This is a genomic window from Bradyrhizobium sp. LB8.2 (genome assembly GCF_040548035.1).
In the GTDB taxonomy this organism is placed as follows: Bacteria; Pseudomonadota; Alphaproteobacteria; order Rhizobiales; family Xanthobacteraceae; genus Bradyrhizobium.
Map to the genome: position 1 here is coordinate 382,487 of NZ_JBEPQV010000001.1, position 17,385 is coordinate 399,871.

Annotated in this window: 18 protein-coding genes; 12 read left to right on the top strand and 6 right to left on the bottom strand. The window is 63.6% G+C overall.

The window, feature by feature from the left end; all coding sequences use genetic code 11:
• The first annotated feature begins 2 nt into the window (after positions 1 to 2).
• The 3 genes from ABIB06_RS01725 to ABIB06_RS01735 all read left to right on the top strand — a co-directional run bounded on the left by ABIB06_RS01725 (position 3) and on the right by ABIB06_RS01735 (position 2,914).
• Positions 3 to 2,099, top strand: coding sequence for a 3-hydroxyacyl-CoA dehydrogenase NAD-binding domain-containing protein (locus ABIB06_RS01725; RefSeq protein ID WP_354045723.1), 2,097 nt, complete (start codon positions 3 to 5; stop codon positions 2,097 to 2,099).
• Positions 2,100 to 2,121: 22 nt separating this feature from the next.
• Positions 2,122 to 2,532, top strand: a complete 411-nt coding sequence (locus ABIB06_RS01730) for an acyl-CoA thioesterase (RefSeq protein ID WP_247340472.1) — start codon at positions 2,122 to 2,124, stop codon at positions 2,530 to 2,532.
• A 190-nt stretch (positions 2,533 to 2,722) separates the two neighbouring features.
• On the top strand, positions 2,723 to 2,914 hold the full coding sequence (locus tag ABIB06_RS01735) for a hypothetical protein (protein ID WP_024341426.1): 192 nt from the start codon (positions 2,723 to 2,725) through the stop codon (positions 2,912 to 2,914).
• A 231-nt stretch (positions 2,915 to 3,145) separates the two neighbouring features.
• Here the strand turns inward: ABIB06_RS01735 and ABIB06_RS01740 are convergent, their stop codons facing one another.
• A complete protein-coding gene (locus ABIB06_RS01740) occupies positions 3,146 to 3,607 on the bottom strand; it encodes a nuclear transport factor 2 family protein (RefSeq protein ID WP_354045726.1) in 462 nt (153 codons plus the stop codon).
• A 154-nt stretch (positions 3,608 to 3,761) separates the two neighbouring features.
• Between ABIB06_RS01740 and ABIB06_RS01745 the strand changes: the two genes are divergently transcribed.
• A complete protein-coding gene (locus ABIB06_RS01745) occupies positions 3,762 to 4,436 on the top strand; it encodes an HAD family hydrolase (protein WP_354045728.1) in 675 nt (224 codons plus the stop codon).
• Positions 4,437 to 4,527: 91 nt separating this feature from the next.
• Entirely contained in the window at positions 4,528 to 5,373 is an 846-nt protein-coding gene (locus ABIB06_RS01750; RefSeq protein ID WP_354045730.1) for a DeoR/GlpR family DNA-binding transcription regulator, read from the top strand.
• 2 nt (positions 5,374 to 5,375) lie between these two features.
• Here ABIB06_RS01750 and ABIB06_RS01755 read toward each other — a convergent pair whose 3' ends face one another.
• Together ABIB06_RS01755 and ABIB06_RS01760 are read right to left on the bottom strand one after the other, a co-directional pair.
• Positions 5,376 to 5,801 (bottom strand): type II toxin-antitoxin system VapC family toxin, encoded by a 426-nt coding sequence (locus ABIB06_RS01755; RefSeq protein ID WP_354045731.1) that lies wholly within the window; start codon positions 5,799 to 5,801, stop codon positions 5,376 to 5,378.
• On the bottom strand, positions 5,798 to 6,079 hold the full coding sequence (locus ABIB06_RS01760) for a type II toxin-antitoxin system Phd/YefM family antitoxin (protein ID WP_354045733.1): 282 nt from the start codon (positions 6,077 to 6,079) through the stop codon (positions 5,798 to 5,800). The genes ABIB06_RS01755 and ABIB06_RS01760 overlap by 4 nt, the downstream gene beginning before the upstream one ends.
• 231 nt (positions 6,080 to 6,310) lie before the next feature.
• Between ABIB06_RS01760 and glpD the strand changes: the two genes are divergently transcribed.
• The 7 genes from glpD to ABIB06_RS01795 all read left to right on the top strand — a co-directional run bounded on the left by glpD (position 6,311) and on the right by ABIB06_RS01795 (position 13,952).
• Positions 6,311 to 7,861, top strand: a complete 1,551-nt coding sequence (gene glpD / locus ABIB06_RS01765) for a glycerol-3-phosphate dehydrogenase (RefSeq protein ID WP_354045734.1) — start codon at positions 6,311 to 6,313, stop codon at positions 7,859 to 7,861.
• Entirely contained in the window at positions 7,858 to 8,937 is a 1,080-nt protein-coding gene (locus ABIB06_RS01770; RefSeq protein ID WP_354045736.1) for an ABC transporter ATP-binding protein, read from the top strand. The genes glpD and ABIB06_RS01770 overlap by 4 nt, the downstream gene beginning before the upstream one ends.
• A 12-nt stretch (positions 8,938 to 8,949) precedes the next feature.
• A complete protein-coding gene (locus ABIB06_RS01775) occupies positions 8,950 to 10,035 on the top strand; it encodes an ABC transporter ATP-binding protein (RefSeq protein WP_247340452.1) in 1,086 nt (361 codons plus the stop codon).
• Entirely contained in the window at positions 10,035 to 10,937 is a 903-nt protein-coding gene (locus ABIB06_RS01780) for a carbohydrate ABC transporter permease (protein ID WP_247340449.1), read from the top strand. Before ABIB06_RS01775 ends, ABIB06_RS01780 begins: the two co-directional genes overlap by 1 nt.
• Positions 10,937 to 11,743: a carbohydrate ABC transporter permease gene (locus ABIB06_RS01785; RefSeq protein WP_007606994.1), complete on the top strand. Its 807-nt coding sequence runs from the start codon at positions 10,937 to 10,939 to the stop codon at positions 11,741 to 11,743. The genes ABIB06_RS01780 and ABIB06_RS01785 overlap by 1 nt, the downstream gene beginning before the upstream one ends.
• A gap of 9 nt (positions 11,744 to 11,752) precedes the next feature.
• On the top strand, positions 11,753 to 12,082 hold the full coding sequence (locus ABIB06_RS01790; RefSeq protein ID WP_247340447.1) for a DUF2160 domain-containing protein: 330 nt from the start codon (positions 11,753 to 11,755) through the stop codon (positions 12,080 to 12,082).
• A gap of 127 nt (positions 12,083 to 12,209) precedes the next feature.
• Complete coding sequence (locus ABIB06_RS01795; protein ID WP_247440916.1) at positions 12,210 to 13,952, top strand: ABC transporter substrate-binding protein; 1,743 nt, start codon at positions 12,210 to 12,212, stop codon at positions 13,950 to 13,952.
• 187 nt (positions 13,953 to 14,139) lie between these two features.
• Here the strand turns inward: ABIB06_RS01795 and ABIB06_RS01800 are convergent, their stop codons facing one another.
• The 3 genes from ABIB06_RS01800 to ABIB06_RS01810 form a co-directional block, all read right to left on the bottom strand.
• Positions 14,140 to 15,240: an alkene reductase gene (locus ABIB06_RS01800; protein ID WP_354045738.1), complete on the bottom strand. Its 1,101-nt coding sequence runs from the start codon at positions 15,238 to 15,240 to the stop codon at positions 14,140 to 14,142.
• Between the two features lie 170 nt (positions 15,241 to 15,410).
• Entirely contained in the window at positions 15,411 to 15,914 is a 504-nt protein-coding gene (locus ABIB06_RS01805) for a DUF1993 domain-containing protein (protein WP_247340442.1), read from the bottom strand.
• Positions 15,915 to 16,022: 108 nt separating this feature from the next.
• Entirely contained in the window at positions 16,023 to 17,324 is a 1,302-nt protein-coding gene (locus ABIB06_RS01810; RefSeq protein ID WP_354045740.1) for a lytic murein transglycosylase, read from the bottom strand.
• Positions 17,325 to 17,385 lie beyond the last annotated feature (61 nt).

The following is a 17,385-nucleotide window of genomic DNA, read 5'->3' on the forward strand; positions in this document are numbered from 1 at the left end:
CCATGGATTCCAGGATCATGACCGCGCTCGGCGATCGCGTCCTCACGCTCGGGCCGAAGCCGGCGTCGGACAGTCCCTACAAGAACTTCAAGCTGACGCGCGATGCCGACGGTGTCGCCTGGCTGCTGTTCGACCGCGCCGATGCCAGCGCCAACACGCTGTCCTCGGATGTGATGGAGGAGTTCGACACCGTGCTCGCGGCGATCGAGACCGAGCGTCCTGCCGGTCTCGTGATCCGCTCCGCAAAACCGTCCGGCTTCATTGCCGGTGCCGACGTCAACGAATTCCGCGGCGCCAACGATCCCGCAATGGTGGAGATACGGATCCGCGCCGCGCATGCGGTGGTCGATCATCTGGAGGCGCTGAGGCTGCCGACCGTCGCTGTCATCCATGGTTTCTGTCTCGGCGGCGGGCTCGAGGTCGCGCTCGCCTGCCAATCGCGTATCGCCATCGACAGCGCGCGCTTCGGCTTTCCGGAGGTGATGCTCGGCCTGCATCCTGGTCTCGGCGGCACCGCGCGGTTCACCGCACTGGTCAATCCGACCCAGTCGATGGCCTTGATGCTGACGGGCCGCACCATCGATGCGCGCCGCGCCAAATCGCTCGGCCTCGTCGACACCGTGACGCAGGAGCGCCATGTCAGCAATGCGGTGAAGGATGCGCTGTTTGGCCGGTTGAAGCGGGCGCGCCCGGGCATTCTCACCCGCGCAGCCCATTTCGGACCGGTGCGGGGGCTCCTTGCCAGGCGCATGCGCAGCGAAGCTGCGAAGGCTGCGTGCCGCGCGCACTATCCCGCGCCTTACGCGCTGATCGATCTCTGGGAGACCCATGGCGGCAGCAAAGCCGCGATGCTCAGGGCAGAGCAGGCCTCATTCGCCAAGCTGATGGTGACGCGGACCGCGCAGAATTTGATCCGCGTGTTCTTCCTGCGCGAGCAGATGAAGAAGGCGGCAGGCCCCGGCAACACGGTCAAGCAGGTTCACGTCATCGGCGCCGGCGCCATGGGCGGCGACATCGCGGCCTGGTGTGCGGGGCAGGGGCTGCGCGTCTCGCTTGCCGACATGAAGGCGGAGGCGATCGCGGGCGCGGTTAAGCGCGCCGCCGATCTTTTTGGCAAGATCATCCGGAAGCCCACCGATGTCCGCGACGCGCTCGATCGTCTTATCCCCGATCTGGACGGGGAGGGGGTCCGCAACGCCGATCTCATCATCGAAGCGGTGCCGGAAAAGCTGGAGCTCAAGCAGAAGGTCTATGCGAGTATCGAGCCGAAGATGAAGCCGGGCGCGATCCTTGCGACCAACACCTCGAGCATTCCGCTCCAGGACCTGCGCACGACGCTGGCGCGGCCGGAACGCCTCGTCGGCCTGCATTTCTTCAATCCGGTGTCGCGGTTGCAACTGGTCGAAATCGTCAGCCATGACGGTAACGATGGGCAGGTGCTCAAGGAAGCACTCGCCTTCGTCGGCGCCATCGACCGACTGCCGCTGTCGGTGAAAAGCTCGCCCGGTTTCCTCGTCAACCGCGCGCTGACGCCCTACATGCTGGAGGCGATGGTGATGCTGGACGAGAAGATCGACCAGCGCCTGATCGACGCGGCCGCGGAGCAGTTCGGCATGCCGATGGGGCCGATCGAATTGGCCGACCAGGTCGGGCTCGACATCTGCATTGATGTCGGCGACATGCTGCGCACCAAGTTCGGCGATCTGCTGCCGCCGACACCGGCCTGGCTGCGCGAGAAGGTCGCCAAGGGCGAACTCGGCCGCAAGACCGGCAAGGGTTTCTACAGCTGGAAGGACGGCAAGGCGGAGAAGGCGCCGTTGCCGGAAACCGGCCCCCGCGTCACCGAGCAGATGATCGATCGGCTGGTGCTGCCGATGTCCAACGTCTGCGTCGCGGCGCTTCGCGAGGGTATCGTCGACGATGCCGACATGGTCGACGGCGCTATGATCTTCGGCACCGGTTATGCACCGTTCCGTGGTGGTCCGTTGAACTATGCGCGCACGCGTGGCGTGGAGAATGTCGTATCCACCTTGCGCGCGCTGGCCGGGAGATTCGGCGAGCGCTTTGCGCCGGATCCGGGCTGGGACAATTTCAAGTGAGCAAATTTCAAGTGAGAGAGGCATGAACGAACAAGCCAATACCGGGCCGAGCGGCGATCTCTGCATCCGCACGCTGGCGATGCCCGCCGACACCAATGCAAACGGCGACATCTTCGGCGGCTGGCTGCTCAGCCAGATGGATGTCGGCGGCGGCGTGTTTGCGTCAAAAGCCGCGAAGTCGCGCACGGTGACCGTCGCAATCGAAGCGATGAATTTTCGCAAAGCGGTCTATGTCGGCGATCTCGTTTCGGTCTATGCCAATCTCGTTCGCGTGGGCCGTACCTCGATGACCGTGCATCTCGAAGCCTGGGCGCTGCGGCGCAGGGAGCTCCAGCCGATCCTGGTGACCGACGGCAATTTCACTTACGTCTCGATCGACGACGACGGCCGTCCGCAAACGATCCAGAGAAACGATCCACCAATCGCGACGTAACCGCGCGCGACGCATGACCGCGCGGCGTTGCGTCTGCCATCGTCGCGTCTTCGCCAAGAACAAGTCATAAAATGGATGAGGTCCCGGCGTACTCAATTTCCCGTCGATTCGGGTGGAAACAGGCTGATTTGCTCAAGGAACCTTTGGGCACCGATGCCGTTATTTGCCCGCACTGAGGAATCTAAGGGCCATGCCGGACAGCTACATCATCGAAGTCAATTCGCAGACCGCAGGTATCGTCGTTCGTTCTCAAGGGGGCTACTGCTTCTTCGCCTCATCCCACCGCTTCAACCGCCTTGAAGGCCAGCTCTTCCGCAACGCCCGCGAGGCCGAGCGCGCCGCGCGCAAGCTGGTTAACGGTGATGTGAAGGAAGCGGCGTAGTAGTCCCGCTGGTCATTCCGGGCCGCGCGTAGCGCGAGAGGTAGGAATCTTTTGCCGCGAACTCTGCCTTCCCTTCTCCCCTTTATGGGAGAAGGTGGGGCGAAGCGCCGGATGAGGGGTCGTTTCAACAGATTCAGAAGCGGGAGATTCGTTCTCGGAGAGAAACTCCTCACCCGACTTCGTTTCGCGAAGCGACCCTCTCCCACAAGGGGGAGAGGGAAAAGCCGTTGTTCACAACTTCGTCGCCGACCTTGAGAGCAGCTTCCAGTCGTCGCCCTGCTTCTGCCAGTTCATCAGGATGTGAAGGTTGGTCGGCACTTTTTTCCCATCGGTCGCCATCTCCTGTTCCGCTACCCAATGGAAGCGCACGATCGCGGCGGGGCCGACGACCTTGATGGTTGGGTCCTTGTACTCGATCGACAGGAATTTCGACTTGCCGTCGGTGGCGTTGGTGACGAAGGTCGCCTTGTCCTCGACCTTGCCGCTGGAATGGCTGTAGCTGACATCGTCCCAGCACAGCGCACCGAGCGCCTTGGGATCGGCGGCGATCTGGGCGAGACGGAAGGCCTCGACCTTCTTCGCCACGGCTTCCTCGTCCGCCGAGGCCGCCAGCGCCGGTGTCGTGACAGCTGAGACAGCAAGCGCCGAGACGGCAAGAGTCGAGAGAGCCAGATCGCGTCGGTTGATCGTCATCGTTTCCTCCTTTTTGATCTTGCAGCCAGTGTTGCAGCCGCGCGCGACTTTGTCGAGTGGCGCATCTCCGTCATGTGGATGTGTCATTGCGCGATCGAGGGTGTATTGATACGTCTTTCGCATCAATGCGCTGCGCATTTGGGAAAGTACGGACATGATCGACGCGATGGGCAGGGCGCTGATGTTCGACATCGACGGCACGTTGGCCGACACGGATTTCCTTCATCGCGAGGCGTTCCATCGCGTGTTCGCCCCGCGCGGCCATATCGTGGATGAGGAGCGCTTCAAGCGCGAGCTCCAGGGTTTTTCCAATGTGTCGATCGGGGAGCGATTTCTGCCGGACGAATCGCCGGAACGTCGTGTCGTCATCCTCGGCGAGAAGGAAGCGATCTTTCGTGACCTAGTGGCTGGACAGATCGTGCCGCTTCCGGGCCTGATGGCGCTGCTCGACCGTGCCGATAGCGCCGGCATTCCCATGGTGGCCGTGACCAACGCGCCGCGTCTCAACGCCGAACTGCTGCTGTCGGGCCTCGGCATTACGGACCGCTTCAAGGCGATCGTGATCGGCGACGAGCTGCCGCACGGCAAGCCGCATCCGCTGCCCTATCAGGAAGGGCTGCGCTTCGCCGGCGCCAGCGCGGCGGCCTCGATCGCGTTCGAGGATTCCCGCTCCGGCGTGCAATCGGCCTCGGCCGCCGGCATTCCGACCATCGGGATGCGCACCACTCTCGGCCACGCCGACCTTGTTGCCGCCGGCGCGGTCGCTTCCGCCAGCGCTTACGACGATCCGACACTGCTGGCGCGCCTCGCCGCCGCGATGGCGTGGTGAGGACGTTGGTCCGTTAACCGTGATCGGCACGCGCATTGACCGAACGTGCGAACCGCCGCACCATGCGGCTTCCTGACTTGAGGCTATTGTCGTGACCGGACTGACTCATCGCCAAGCCGAAATCCTCAACCTCGCGCGGGCCTCGGGCCGCGTCATGGTCGAGGAGCTGGCGCGCCGGTTCGAGGTCTCGGCGCAGACCATCCGCAAGGACCTCAACGATCTCTGCGAGCGCCGCTCGCTGACCCGTATCCATGGCGGCGCTATCATCGCCTCCGGCGTCGAAAACCTCGCCTATGAGGCGCGGCGCTTCGTCGCCGCCGACGAGAAGAAGGCGATCGGCGCTGCCGCCGCCTCGCTGATTCCGAACGGCTGCTCGCTCTTCATCAACATCGGCACCACGACCGAGGAAGTGGCAAGCGCGCTGACCTCGCACGAGGACCTCCTCGTCATCACCAACAATCTCAACGTCGCCATGCTGCTCTACCGCCATCCCCGCATCGAGGTGGTGGTTGCCGGCGGCACGGTGCGGCGCGCCGACGGTGCGGTGGTCGGCTCGACCGCGACGCAGCTGATCGGCCAGTTCAAGGTCGACTACGCCATCATCGGGGCGTCCGCGATCGACGAGGAAGGCGCGCTGCTCGACTTCGACTATCGCGAGGTCGAGGTGGCGCAAGCCATCATCGCCAACGCCCGCAGCGTCATGCTGGTCGCGGATTCCACAAAACTTCGCCGCAGCGCACCGGTCCGCATCGCCCATATCAGCCAGATCCAGACCTTCGTGACCGATCAGGAGCTCCCCGAGCGCCTCGCCACGATTTGCCATGCCAAGGGCATCGAGGTGATGGCCGCGATGCCGAAGGGGGCGGATATCGATGAGGCGCAGGCCGATGTGCAGGATGCCTCACCCGAGCCGGCTCCGGTGGTGCGGCTGAAGTAGGACTATGAGTCGTCCCACGGGTTGAGCAGCGTCACGCCGAATGCCGCAAATTCCTTCACATTGCGCGTGACGAGCTTGAGGTTGTTTGCGAGCGCGGTCGCGGCAAAGAAGCCGTCCATGGCGGCCAGCGCGATGCCGCTTTTGCGGCTCTGCGCCATCAGGTCGCCCCAGCGTTCCGCCACCGCGTGGTCGATCGGCAGGGTGCGCCCGGCAAAACGCTCCGGCAGATCGTGGGCAAGCCAGGCGGCCAGTGCTGCGCGCCGACGGCCATCCTCCAGCAATGCGATGCCGCGGCGAAGCTCGGCGATCGATGCCACGCTGACGAACGCACGATCCTCGTCGATCGTATCAAGCCATGCCAAGACTTTCGGCGAAGGGGCCGGTCTCTGGACCTCCGACAACACGTTGGTGTCGAGCAGTAGATTCACGGCATCTTGTCGTGCAGCGCGTCGGGCGCGCGTTCAAGCTCGAGGTCGGCGCTGCGCAGCGGCGAAGCCAGCAGGAATTCGGCCAAGGTGCCTTTGCGCGCCGTCTTGCGCGCCCATTCCTCGGCGGAAACGATCACCGCATTGGGCTTGCCGTGTCGGGTGATGATTTGCGGGCCGGCTTGGGCACGGTCGATCACCTCGGAGAGCCGGGCCTTGGCGTTGGCAAGCGTCCACGAGTCAGTCGCTGGCGAGCCCGGTGCAGTGTTGTGTTCTGTCATGCAGGTAAAGACCAATATGACCATTGTAACTAATAACGGCCATCGACGACTATTCAAGAGCAATAATGCTGCTCGAATCCCCTCCTGAACTGGCCCCTTCCACACCGATCTGCCCACTTAAAAGTTCCGCTTTCACTTCCTTTCTCTCCTCTTTCATCTTGCTTTCGTTTTTCGGTGTGATCTAATCAAAAACGAAAGTAACCGCTCGATTGAACGGGCGGTCGCCGGGGGATGCGTCTGTTGGAGCGTATTTTTGACCTCGCCATCATTGGAGGCGGTGTTAACGGCTGCGGCATCGCGCGCGACGCGGTGGGCCGCGGCAACAGTGTTTTCCTGTGCGAAATGAACGATCTGGCGAGCGGGACGTCGTCCTGGTCGACCAAGCTGGTGCATGGCGGCCTGCGCTATCTCGAATATTACGAGTTTCGCCTGGTCCGCGAGGCGCTGATCGAGCGCGAGATCCTCTGGGGCATCGCGCCTCACATCATCCGGCCCTTACGTTTCGTTCTGCCGCACCATGCAGGCCTGCGACCGGCCTGGCTGCTGCGCCTCGGCCTCTTTCTCTATGACCATATCGGCGGCCGCCATCTGTTGCCGGCAACCCGCTCGGTCGATCTTGGGCGTGACGAGGTCGGTCGCCCGCTGATCCCGAACCGCTATACCCGCGCATTCGAATATTCCGACTGCTTCGTCGATGACGCCCGTCTCGTCGTGCTCAACGCGCGCGACGCCGCCGACAAGGGCGCCGAGATCCGCACCCGCACCCGTGCGACCGATATCAAGCAGTCCGACGGCGTCTGGACCGTCAGCATGATCGACACGCTGACCGGGGCGCGCTCGTCGATCCAGGCTCGCGCGCTCGTCAATGCCGGCGGGCCCTGGGTCGAGGACGTGCTCGGCCGTGGCGCCGGCGTCAACGCGAAAGCCAAGGTGCGCCTGGTGCAGGGCTCGCACATCGTTGTGAAAAAACTCTACGACCACGACCGCGCCTACATGTTCCAGAACGCCGACGGCCGCATCATCTTCGTGATCCCGTACCAGGACGATTTCACGCTGATCGGCACCACCGATCGCGACTATGACGGCGATCCGGCCAAGGTGAAGGCGACGGCCGAGGAGATCCAGTATCTCTGCACGGCGGCAAGCGAATATCTGGCCAAGCCCGTCACGCCTGACGACGTGGTCTGGACCTATTCCGGCGTGCGCCCGCTCTATGACGACGGCGCCAGCGAAGCCAAGGCCGCGACGCGCGACTACGTGTTCGAGCTCGACGCGCCCGGCGGCGTGCCGCTGCTGTCGATCTATGGCGGCAAGATCACGACCTACCGCCGTCTCGCCGAGGAGGCGCTGGAGCGGCTCGCGCCCTATCTTCGCAGTGCGAAGGCGCGCGAGGGCTGGACCGGCAAATGGCCGCTGCCCGGCGGCGACATGGGCGTCTCCGATGTCGACGGCCTGATCGCGGAGCTTCAGCGCGGCTATCCCTTCCTCAGCCACGAGCATGCGCGGCGACTCGCGCGCGCCTATGGCACAAAGGCGATCAAGCTGCTCGGGGATGCGAAATCCGCGGCCGATCTCGGCCAGGCCTTCGGCGCGACGCTGAGCGAGCGCGAGGTCCGCTATCTCATGGCCAACGAATGGGCGGTCACTGCCGAGGACATCGTCTGGCGCCGTTCCAAGCTCGGCCTGCGGCTAAGTGCCGACGAGATCGCGGCGCTTGACGACTGGATCAGGACCCACGCCGTGCAGCAAAGTCCCCTGCTGGAAGCCGGAGGACGCTCATGACGGTGACACTCGATCACGTGACCCGGACTGTCGACGGCGTCCCGCATATCCGCGACGTCTCGCTGACGCTCGAGAGCGGTACGCTCAACGTGCTGCTCGGGCCGACGCTGTCGGGCAAGACCTCGATCATGCGGCTGCTCGCAGGCCTCGACAAGCCGACTTCGGGCAAGATCTTGGTCAACGGCAAGGACGTCACCGGCGCCGACGTGCGCAAGCGTTCGGTCGCGATGGTCTACCAGCAGTTCATCAATTATCCCTCGCTTACAGTCTATGAGAACATCGCGTCGCCCTTGCGTGTGCAGGGCAAGCCGCGCGCTGAAATCGAGGCGCGCGTGGCGGAAGCCGCAAGGCTGCTCAGGCTCGAGCCGTTCCTGAAGCGCACGCCGCTCCAGCTTTCCGGTGGCCAGCAGCAGCGCACCGCGATCGCGCGCGCGCTGGTGAAGGGCGCCGATCTCGTGCTGCTCGACGAGCCGCTCGCCAATCTCGACTACAAGCTTCGTGAGGAGCTGCGCGCCGAGCTCCCGCGCATCTTCGAGGCTTCCGGCGCGATCTTCGTCTATGCCACCACCGAGCCAACCGAGGCGTTGCTGCTCGGCGGCAACACGGTGTGCATGTGGCAGGGTCAGGCGCTCCAGATCGACGAGACCGCCAACGTCTACCGCCGGCCGCAGACTTTACGCGTCGCGCAGGTGTTCTCCGACCCGCCGCTCAATCTCGTCGGCATCGAGAAAAAGAACGGCTCTGTGCAATATGCCGGCGGCGCGGCGTCGCCGGCCTCGGGTCTGTATTCGTCGCTGGCCGACGGCGCCTACCGGGTCGGCTTTCGCGCGCATCAGCTCGCGCTCGCCAACGGCCAGGCCGATCGCCACGCCTTCCATGCCACGGTAACGGTGACCGAAATCACCGGTTCGGAGAGTTTCGTGCATCTGACCCGCGACGGATCGAAATGGGTTGCGGTGTTGCACGGCGTGCACGAGTTCGAGCCCGGCCAGACCATCGACGCCGTGCTCGATCCCAATGATGTCTTCGTTTTCGATGCGGCAGGCCGCCTGGTCGCCGCACCCGGCAATACCTGAGGGAGATGCGACATGGCCCGCATTGACCTCGTCGATCTCGCGCACTCCTACGGCGGCAACGATGCGCCGCAGGACAGCTTTGCGCTGAAGCCTGTCACCATGACCTGGCGGCAGGGCGGCGCCTATGCGCTGCTCGGGCCGTCCGGCTGCGGCAAGACCACGCTGCTCAACGTCATTTCCGGCATCATCACGCCGTCGCGGGGGAAAATCCTGTTCGACGAGGTGGACATCACACCGCTGTCAACCCAGAAGCGCAACATCGCCCAGGTGTTCCAGTTTCCGGTGATCTACGACACCATGACGGTGGGGCAGAATCTGGCGTTTCCACTGAAGAACCGCGGCGTGCCAAAGGCCGAGATCGACAAGCGCGTCGCCGAGATCGGCCGCCTGCTCGATCTCGAGCCCTATCTGAACCGCAAGGCGACGCGGCTCACGGCTGACGCCAAGCAGAAGATATCGCTCGGCCGCGGCCTGGTGCGCTCCGACGTCGCCGCCGTGCTGTTCGACGAGCCGCTCACCGTGATCGATCCCGAGCTGAAATGGCAGCTCCGCTCCAAGCTGAAGGCGCTGCATCGCGAGCTCGACCTTACGATGATCTACGTCACCCACGACCAGACCGAGGCGCTGACCTTTGCAGACACCGTCGTCGTCATGCACGACGGCCGCGTGGTGCAAAGCGGCACCCCGGCCGAGCTGTTCGACAAGCCCGCGCACACCTTCGTCGGCTATTTCATCGGATCGCCCGGCATGAACATCCTGCCGGCCGAGGTGAGGGGCCGCGAGGCCAAGATCGACGGTCACGTCATCGCGCTCAATCGCAGCTACGACAGCCTTCCGGCAAGCGCGAAGATCGAGATCGGCGTGCGTCCCGAATTCGTCGAAACGGTTGCGCCGGCACCGGGCCTGCTCAGCGCAAAAATCGAACGCATCGACGATCTCGGCCGCATCCGCTTTGCGCGTGCGCGCCTCGGTGACGCAAAACTCGCGGCGCGGGCGCCGGCCGGCTTCACCAGCCCGGACGGCACGGCCGGCCTGAAATTCGATCCGTCGCACGTCCACGTTTATGCCGACAGCCTTCTGGTGGAGGGAGCCGCCTGATGGACAAGACCGTCAACCAAAAAGCCTGGTTCCTGGTGCTGCCGGTGTTCCTGGTCGTCGCCTTCTCGGCAGTGCTGCCGCTGATGACGGTGGTGAACTATTCGATGCAGGACACCTTCGGCAACAACCAGTTCTTCTGGAACGGTGTCGGCTGGTTCAAGGAATTGCTCGACCCTTCGACCGACCTCGGCGGCCGCTTCCTCGCCTCGCTCGGCCGCAATCTGTTCTTCTCGATGGTGATCCTCGCGATCGAGGTGCCGCTCGGCATCGTCGTCGCGCTGTCGATGCCGCGCCAGGGTTGGACCGTCGCGGCCTGCCTCGTCATCCTCGCGCTGCCGCTGTTGATTCCGTGGAACGTGGTCGGCACGATCTGGCAGATCTTTGGCCGCCCCGATATCGGCCTGCTCGGCTATGTGCTCAACGCGATCGGCATCGACTACAATTACGTCTCCAATGCCGTCGATGCCTGGGTCACCGTGATCGTGATGGACGTCTGGCACTGGACCAGCCTGGTCGCGTTGTTGTGTTATGCCGGCCTGAAGTCGATCCCCGATGCTTATTACCAGGCAGCTCAAATCGACGGCGCCTCGCGCTGGGCGGTGTTCAAGGCGATCCAGCTGCCCAAGATGAACCGCGTGCTGCTGATCGCGGTGCTGCTGCGCTTCATGGACTCGTTCATGATCTACACCGAGCCGTTCGTCGTTACCGGCGGCGGGCCCGGCAATTCGACGACCTTCGTGTCGATCGAGCTCGTCAAGATCGCGCTCGGCCAGTTCGACCTCGGCAAGGCCGCCGCGCTGTCGCTGGTCTACAATCTGATCATCCTGATCGTCTGCTGGATCTTCTACACGGTCATGACCAATGCCGGCGCCGAGCGGAAGCCGCAGGAAGGAGCCGCGTGATGCATTCGATCCCCGGCCGTCGCCTCATCATGGCGCTGTTTTTGATCTTCCTGCTGTTGCCGATCTACTGGCTCGTCAACATGAGCTTCAAGACCAACGCCGAAATCGTCTCGACGATGACGCTGTGGCCGCACGCCCCGACGCTCCAGCACTACAAGCGCATCTTCACCGACGAGAGCTGGTATTCCGGCTACATCAACTCGCTGGAATACGTCGTCCTCAACACCATCATCTCGATCTCGGTGGCGTTGCCCGCGGCGTACGCGTTCTCGCGCTACCGTTTTCTCGGTGACAAGCATCTGTTCTTCTGGCTGCTGTCGAACCGCATGGCGCCGGCCGCGGTCTATGCACTGCCGTTCTTCAATCTTTACTCGGCGATCGGGCTGTTCGATACGCCCTGGGCGGTGGCGCTCGCGCACTGCATCTTCAACGTTCCGCTGGCGGTCTGGATCCTCGAAGGCTTCGTCTCCGGCGTGCCGCGCGAGATCGACGAGACCGCCTTCCTCGACGGCTATTCCTTCCCGCGCTTCTTCATCAAGATCCTGGTGCCGCTGATTGCGAGCGGTATCGGCGTCGCCGCCTTCTTCTGCTTCATGTTCTCATGGGTCGAGCTGTTGCTGGCACGCACGCTGACCTCGGTGCAGGCCAAGCCGATCGCGGCGATCATGACGCGCACAGTGTCGGCCGCCGGCATGGATTGGGGGCTGCTCGCGGCAGCCGGCGTGCTTACCATCATTCCGGGCGCGCTCGTGATCTGGTTCGTCCGCAACTACATCGCGAGCGGTTTCGCGCTCGGCCGGGTCTAGGAGGCATCAATGGAATCTATTGCATGGATGGCCTGGACGCTGCCGACGGCGATCTTCTTTGTCGCGCTCGCCTGCACGCTTGCCGTGATGACCTGGCTTGGGGTGGCCTATCCCGAAACCGAGCGCGTCGGCGTGCTGCGCATCCCCACCACGCGCGGCGACCGCCTGTTCATCTCCCTGATCATGGCGGCTGTCATCCACTTGCTCTGGATCGCCTTCGCCGGCACCGACGCACTCGCCACGCTGCCGATCGGCGAGGACGGACTTGAAATTTCGCGCCTTTGGCTCGCATCAGGAATTTCGCTGGCCATGGCCGTGCTCATTTTTCGCACGGTCTAGCCCGCGAAGGGACGGCCAGATCCGGGACCAACCCGGGCCTGTAGAAAGTTTGTCGCTGCAACGGAGGAACAACATGCGGCAGTTTAGGAGAAGGGAACGTCCATTGACCAAGAATAGCTTTCTGACGATGTCCAGCGTCGCCGCCATCGTCGCGGTGTCGTTGGCCGTCTCGGCGCCGGTGCGCGCTGCCGACGATGCCGCAATCCAGAAATGGATCGCGGAATTCCAGCCCTCGACGCTGTCGAAGGACGAGCAGAAGAAGGAGCTTGAGTGGTTCGTCAAGGCGGCCGAGCCCTTCAAGGGCATGGAGATCAATGTCGTCTCCGAGACCATCACGACCCACGAATACGAGTCGCAGACGCTGGCGAAGGCGTTCTCCGAGCTCACCGGCATCAAGCTCAAGCACGACATCATCCAGGAAGGTGACGTCGTCGAGAAGCTGCAGACCCAGATGCAGTCCGGCAAGAACGTGTACGACGGCTGGATCAACGACTCCGACCTGATCGGCACGCACTTCCGCTACGGCCAAACCATCGCGCTGTCGGACTACATGACCGGCGAGGGCAAGGACGTCACCGATCCCCAGCTGGACGTCAACGACTTCATCGGCAAGTCGTTCGGCACGGCCCCGGATGGCAAGCTCTATCAGCTGCCCGACCAGCAGTTCGCGAACCTTTACTGGTTCCGCTACGACTGGTTCACCAACGCCGACTACAAGGCCAAGTTCAAGGCCAAGTATGGCTACGAGCTCGGCGTGCCCGTGAACTGGTCCGCCTACGAGGACATCGCCGAGTTCTTCACGAACGACATCAAGGAGATCAACGGCGTCAAGGTTTACGGCCATATGGACTATGGCAAGAAGGACCCGTCGCTCGGTTGGCGGTTCACCGACGCCTGGCTGTCGATGGCCGGTAATGGCGACAAGGGCATTCCGAACGGTCTGCCGGTCGACGAATGGGGCATCCGCATGGAAGGCTGCCGTCCGGTGGGCTCCTCGGTCGAGCGTGGTGGCGACACCAACGGCCCGGCCGCGGTCTACTCGATCACCAAGTACCTCGAGTGGATGAAGAAGTATGCTCCGCCGCAGGCGCAGGGCATGACCTTCTCCGAGTCGGGTCCGGTGCCGGCGCAGGGCAACATCGCCCAGCAGATGTTCTGGTACACCGCCTTCACCGCCGACATGGTGAAGCCGGGCATCGCCGTGATGAACGCGGACGGTACGCCGAAGTGGCGTATGGCTCCGTCGCCGCACGGTTCGTACTGGAAGGAAGGCATGAAGCTCGGCTATCAGGACGCCGGCTCCGTGACGCTTCTCAAGTCGACCCCGGCGGATCGCCGCAAGGCAGCCTGGCTCTATCTCCAGTTCATCATCTCCAAGACGGTGTCGCTGAAGAAGAGCCATGTCGGTCTCACGTTCATTCGTGAATCCGACATTTGGGACAAGTCGTTCACGGAGCGTGCGCCGAAGCTCGGCGGCCTGATCGAGTTCTACCGCTCGCCCGCGCGCGTGCAGTGGACCCCGACCGGCAACAACGTGCCCGACTATCCGAAGCTGGCGCAGCTGTGGTGGCAGAACATCGGCGATGCGTCGTCCGGTGCGAAGACGCCGCAAGCCGCGATGGACTCGCTTGCAGCCGCCCAGGACTCCGTGATGGAGCGTCTGGAGAAATCCGGCGTGCAGGGCGCCTGCGGTCCGAAGCTGCACAAGAAGGAAACGGCCGAGTACTGGTTCGCCAAGGCCCAGAAGGACGGCACGATTGCTCCCCAGCGCAAGCTCGCCAACGAGAAGCCGAAGGGCGAGACGGTCGACTACGACACCCTGATCAAGTCGTGGCCGGCACAGCCCCCGAAGCGTGCGGAAGCGAAGTAAGGCACATCAACGTAACGACGAAAGGCCGGGAGCAATCCCGGCCTTTTTCTTTTTATTATCGTGGATTTTGCTCCACACCGTCATTGCGAGCGAAGCGAAGCAATCCAGAGTCTTTCCACGGAGGTAGTCTGGATTGCTTCGTCGCGTTGCTCCTCGCAATGACGGAGGATGGAGCGACGACGACGCCTTACTCCGCCGGTTCAGTCGTCAGCGCCGGGTAATCCGTGTAGCCCTTCGCACCGCCGCCGTAGAACGTGTTCTTGTCCCAGTCGTTCAGCGCAGCGCCGGTCTTCAGCCGCTCGACCAGATCGGGATTGGAGATGAACGGCCTGCCGAAGGCGATGAGATCGGCCGCGTTCGCCTCCAGCACCTTGGCGGCGAGGGCGAAATCATAGCCGTTGTTGGCGACGTAAGCGCCGGCGAAGCGCTTGCGCAGGCCCGCATAGTCGAACGGCGCGATGTCGCGCGGACCGCCGGTGGCGCCTTCGACGACGTGGAGATAGACGAGCTTGAGCGCGCTGAGACCGTCGACGATATGGTCGTACAAGGCTTGCGGGTTCGAGTCCGAGATATCGTTGGCCGGTGTTACCGGCGAGACGCGAATGCCGGTGCGCTCGGCGCCAGCCTCGGCCACGACGGCCTTGGATACTTCCAGCATCAGCCGCGCGCGGTTCTCGATGGAGCCGCCATAGGCGTCGGTACGCTTGTTGGTGCCGTCCTTGGCGAACTGCTCGAGCAGATAGCCGTTGGCGCCGTGGATCTCGACGCCGTCGAAGCCGGCTTCGAGCGCATTCTTCGTGGCGCGCTTGAAATCGTCGATGATCCCGGGAATTTCGGCGAGCTCGAGCGCGCGGGGGTCGGAGACGTCGGCGAAGGTACCGTTGACGAAAGTCTTGCCCTTGGCGCGGATCGCGCTCGGCGCTACCGGGGCTGCGCCATTGGCCTGGAGATCGACATGCGAGATGCGGCCGACATGCCAGAGCTGGATAAAGATCTTGCCGCCGCGCTCGTGGACTTGATCGGTGACCTTGCGCCAGCCGGCGGCCTGGTCCCTGGAGTAGATGCCGGGTGTGTCCTGGTAGCCCTGGCCCTGCTGCGAGACCTGGCTCGCTTCGGTGATCAGAAGCCCTGCGGAGGCGCGTTGGCCGTAATAGTCAGCGGCGAGCGCACCGGGCACGAACGTGCCGGGAACGGCGCGGTTACGAGTCAGCGGTGCCATCACGAAACGATTCGCAAGCGTGATCGGGCCGAGCTTGTAGGTGTCAAACAATTTGGTCGAACGGCTCATGGGAATGCTTCCAGGCGGTGAAAGGTCTGCAACACTTGTGCATCGCGGCAATCAGCGCAAGGGAGGAGCCATACGGAAAGTGCAGGCGAGCTACGCAGCAAGGCCCGCGTAGCACAATTCGTATGCAGTTTCGGCCGCGACAGCGGAATTCCGCTGCCGCGGGCCATAACTTAATTCGCGCCGAGAAAATCGCGCTTGCCGATCTCGACGCCGGCGTGGCGCAGAAGGCCGTGGGCGGTTGCGGCGTGGAAATAGAAGTTCGGCAGCGAGAACGCGCTCAGGAATTGCTGGCCCTTCATGGTGATGGATTTGTCGGGGCCGGCCGGGAAGGTGACGTCCTTGGTGTCGGCGCCCTCGAACTGCTCGGGCTTGAACGATTTCACATAGTCGATGGTCTTCGCCAGGCGCTGCTTCAATTCGGCAAAGCTGGTCTCGGTGTCTGCTGTGGAGGGCACTTCGCTATGGGTCAGCCGGGCGCAGCCCTTGGAGGCGAAATCGCTGACGAGCTGGATCTGCTTCGACAGCGGCAGCATGTCCGGAAACAGCCGGGAGCCCAGCAGGACGCTCGGATCGACCTTCTTGGCCGCGCAATGCGCCTCGGCTTTCGTGAGCAGGCCGGTCAGGCTGTTCAGCATTTGCAAATAGGCGGGGACGACGGCGTCGTGGAAGGACATGTGATGCTCGCTCTTGTGGTGGGAAATCTCAGGAGAAACCTGAGCCACTCACATGGGGCCGTCATGGAAAAATACAATCGCGGGAGCGGCTTGTGCAGTGCGAAAGTTCTACCGTGCCATCGCTGCAGGCTGCGCCTGTGCCGTGCCACCGCGCATCCGGGCCAAAAGTTCGGAGGTCGGCCAGGAATCGGCCGGCAGACCGTATTTGACCTGCATCGCCTTCACTGCGGCGCGGCTCTGCTGGCCCAGCACGCCGTCGACCTTGCCGACATTGAAGCCGGCCTGGACCAGAAGCTGCTGCAATTGCTTGAGCTCATTGAACGGCAGCTGCGCGACCGGTGTGGTCGGCTTGCGCATCGGTGCTGCGCCCGCAATGCGCGAGGCGAGATAGCCCGCGGTGGTCGAATAGATCAGCGAGTTATTCCACTCGGTATAGGCCGCGAAATTCGGATACGCCATGAAGGCCGGCCCGTTGCGTCCCATCGGCAGCAGCACGGAGGCCGCGAGATTGTCGCTCGGCAGCGGCCTGCCGTCGGGATAGGTCACCCCCAGCTGCGCCCATTTCGCGCGCGGCTGCTGCACGGTGAGATCGGTCTGATCCCACGGCAGGTTTTGCGGCACCTTGATCTCCTCCAGCCACGGCTCGCCGCGCCGCCACTTCAACCCGTTGGCGATGTAGTTCGCGGTCGAGCCGATCACGTCGTCTTCGCTGCGCAAAAGGTCGCGTCGTCCGTCGCCGTCGTAGTCGACGGCATAGTTGACGTAATGCACGGGCAGGAATTGGGTCTGGCCGAGTTCGCCGGCCCAGGAGCCGATCATCTCGTCGGGTGTGAGATCACCGCGGTCGATAATCTTCAGCGCGGCGATGGTCTCGTTCACGAACATCTCTGAGCGGCGGCAGTCATAGGCCAGCGACACCAGCGATTTCAGTGTCGGCAGATTTCCCATGTTGACGCCGAAATCGCTCTCCAGTCCCCAGAACGCGGCGATCACCGCCGGCGGCACGCCGTATTCCTTTTCGGCGCGCGCGAACGCGGCCGCATGTCGCTTGATGTGCTGCTGGCCGTTCTGCATGCGATAGGGCGCGGCCATGCGGCCGGCAAATTCAGTGAAGAGCTGGCCGAACACGCGCTGGCCGCGGTCGCGATTGACGATGCCCTGGTCGTAGACGAGGTAGGGCGAGGCCTGCGCCATCGTTCGCTGCGACACGCCGGTCGCCACCGCCTGCTGTTTTACGTCAGCCAGGAAGCGATCGAAGTTCGCGCCATTGTGGCACGACGCCGCGCGCGGGGAGGGCGCAGTGGCCCTGGGGGCCGCTGGCTTTGCGGGCGGTGGCGCGAACTGTGCGGAGGCGGGAAAGGCGAGTGTGAGCAGAGCGGTGGCCGCGATCGCAATTCGGGTCTGGAGCATGAGGTTTCCGCAAGGGGAGGAGACGCTTGGATTCTTGACCAAGCTTAATGGAGCGATTGCC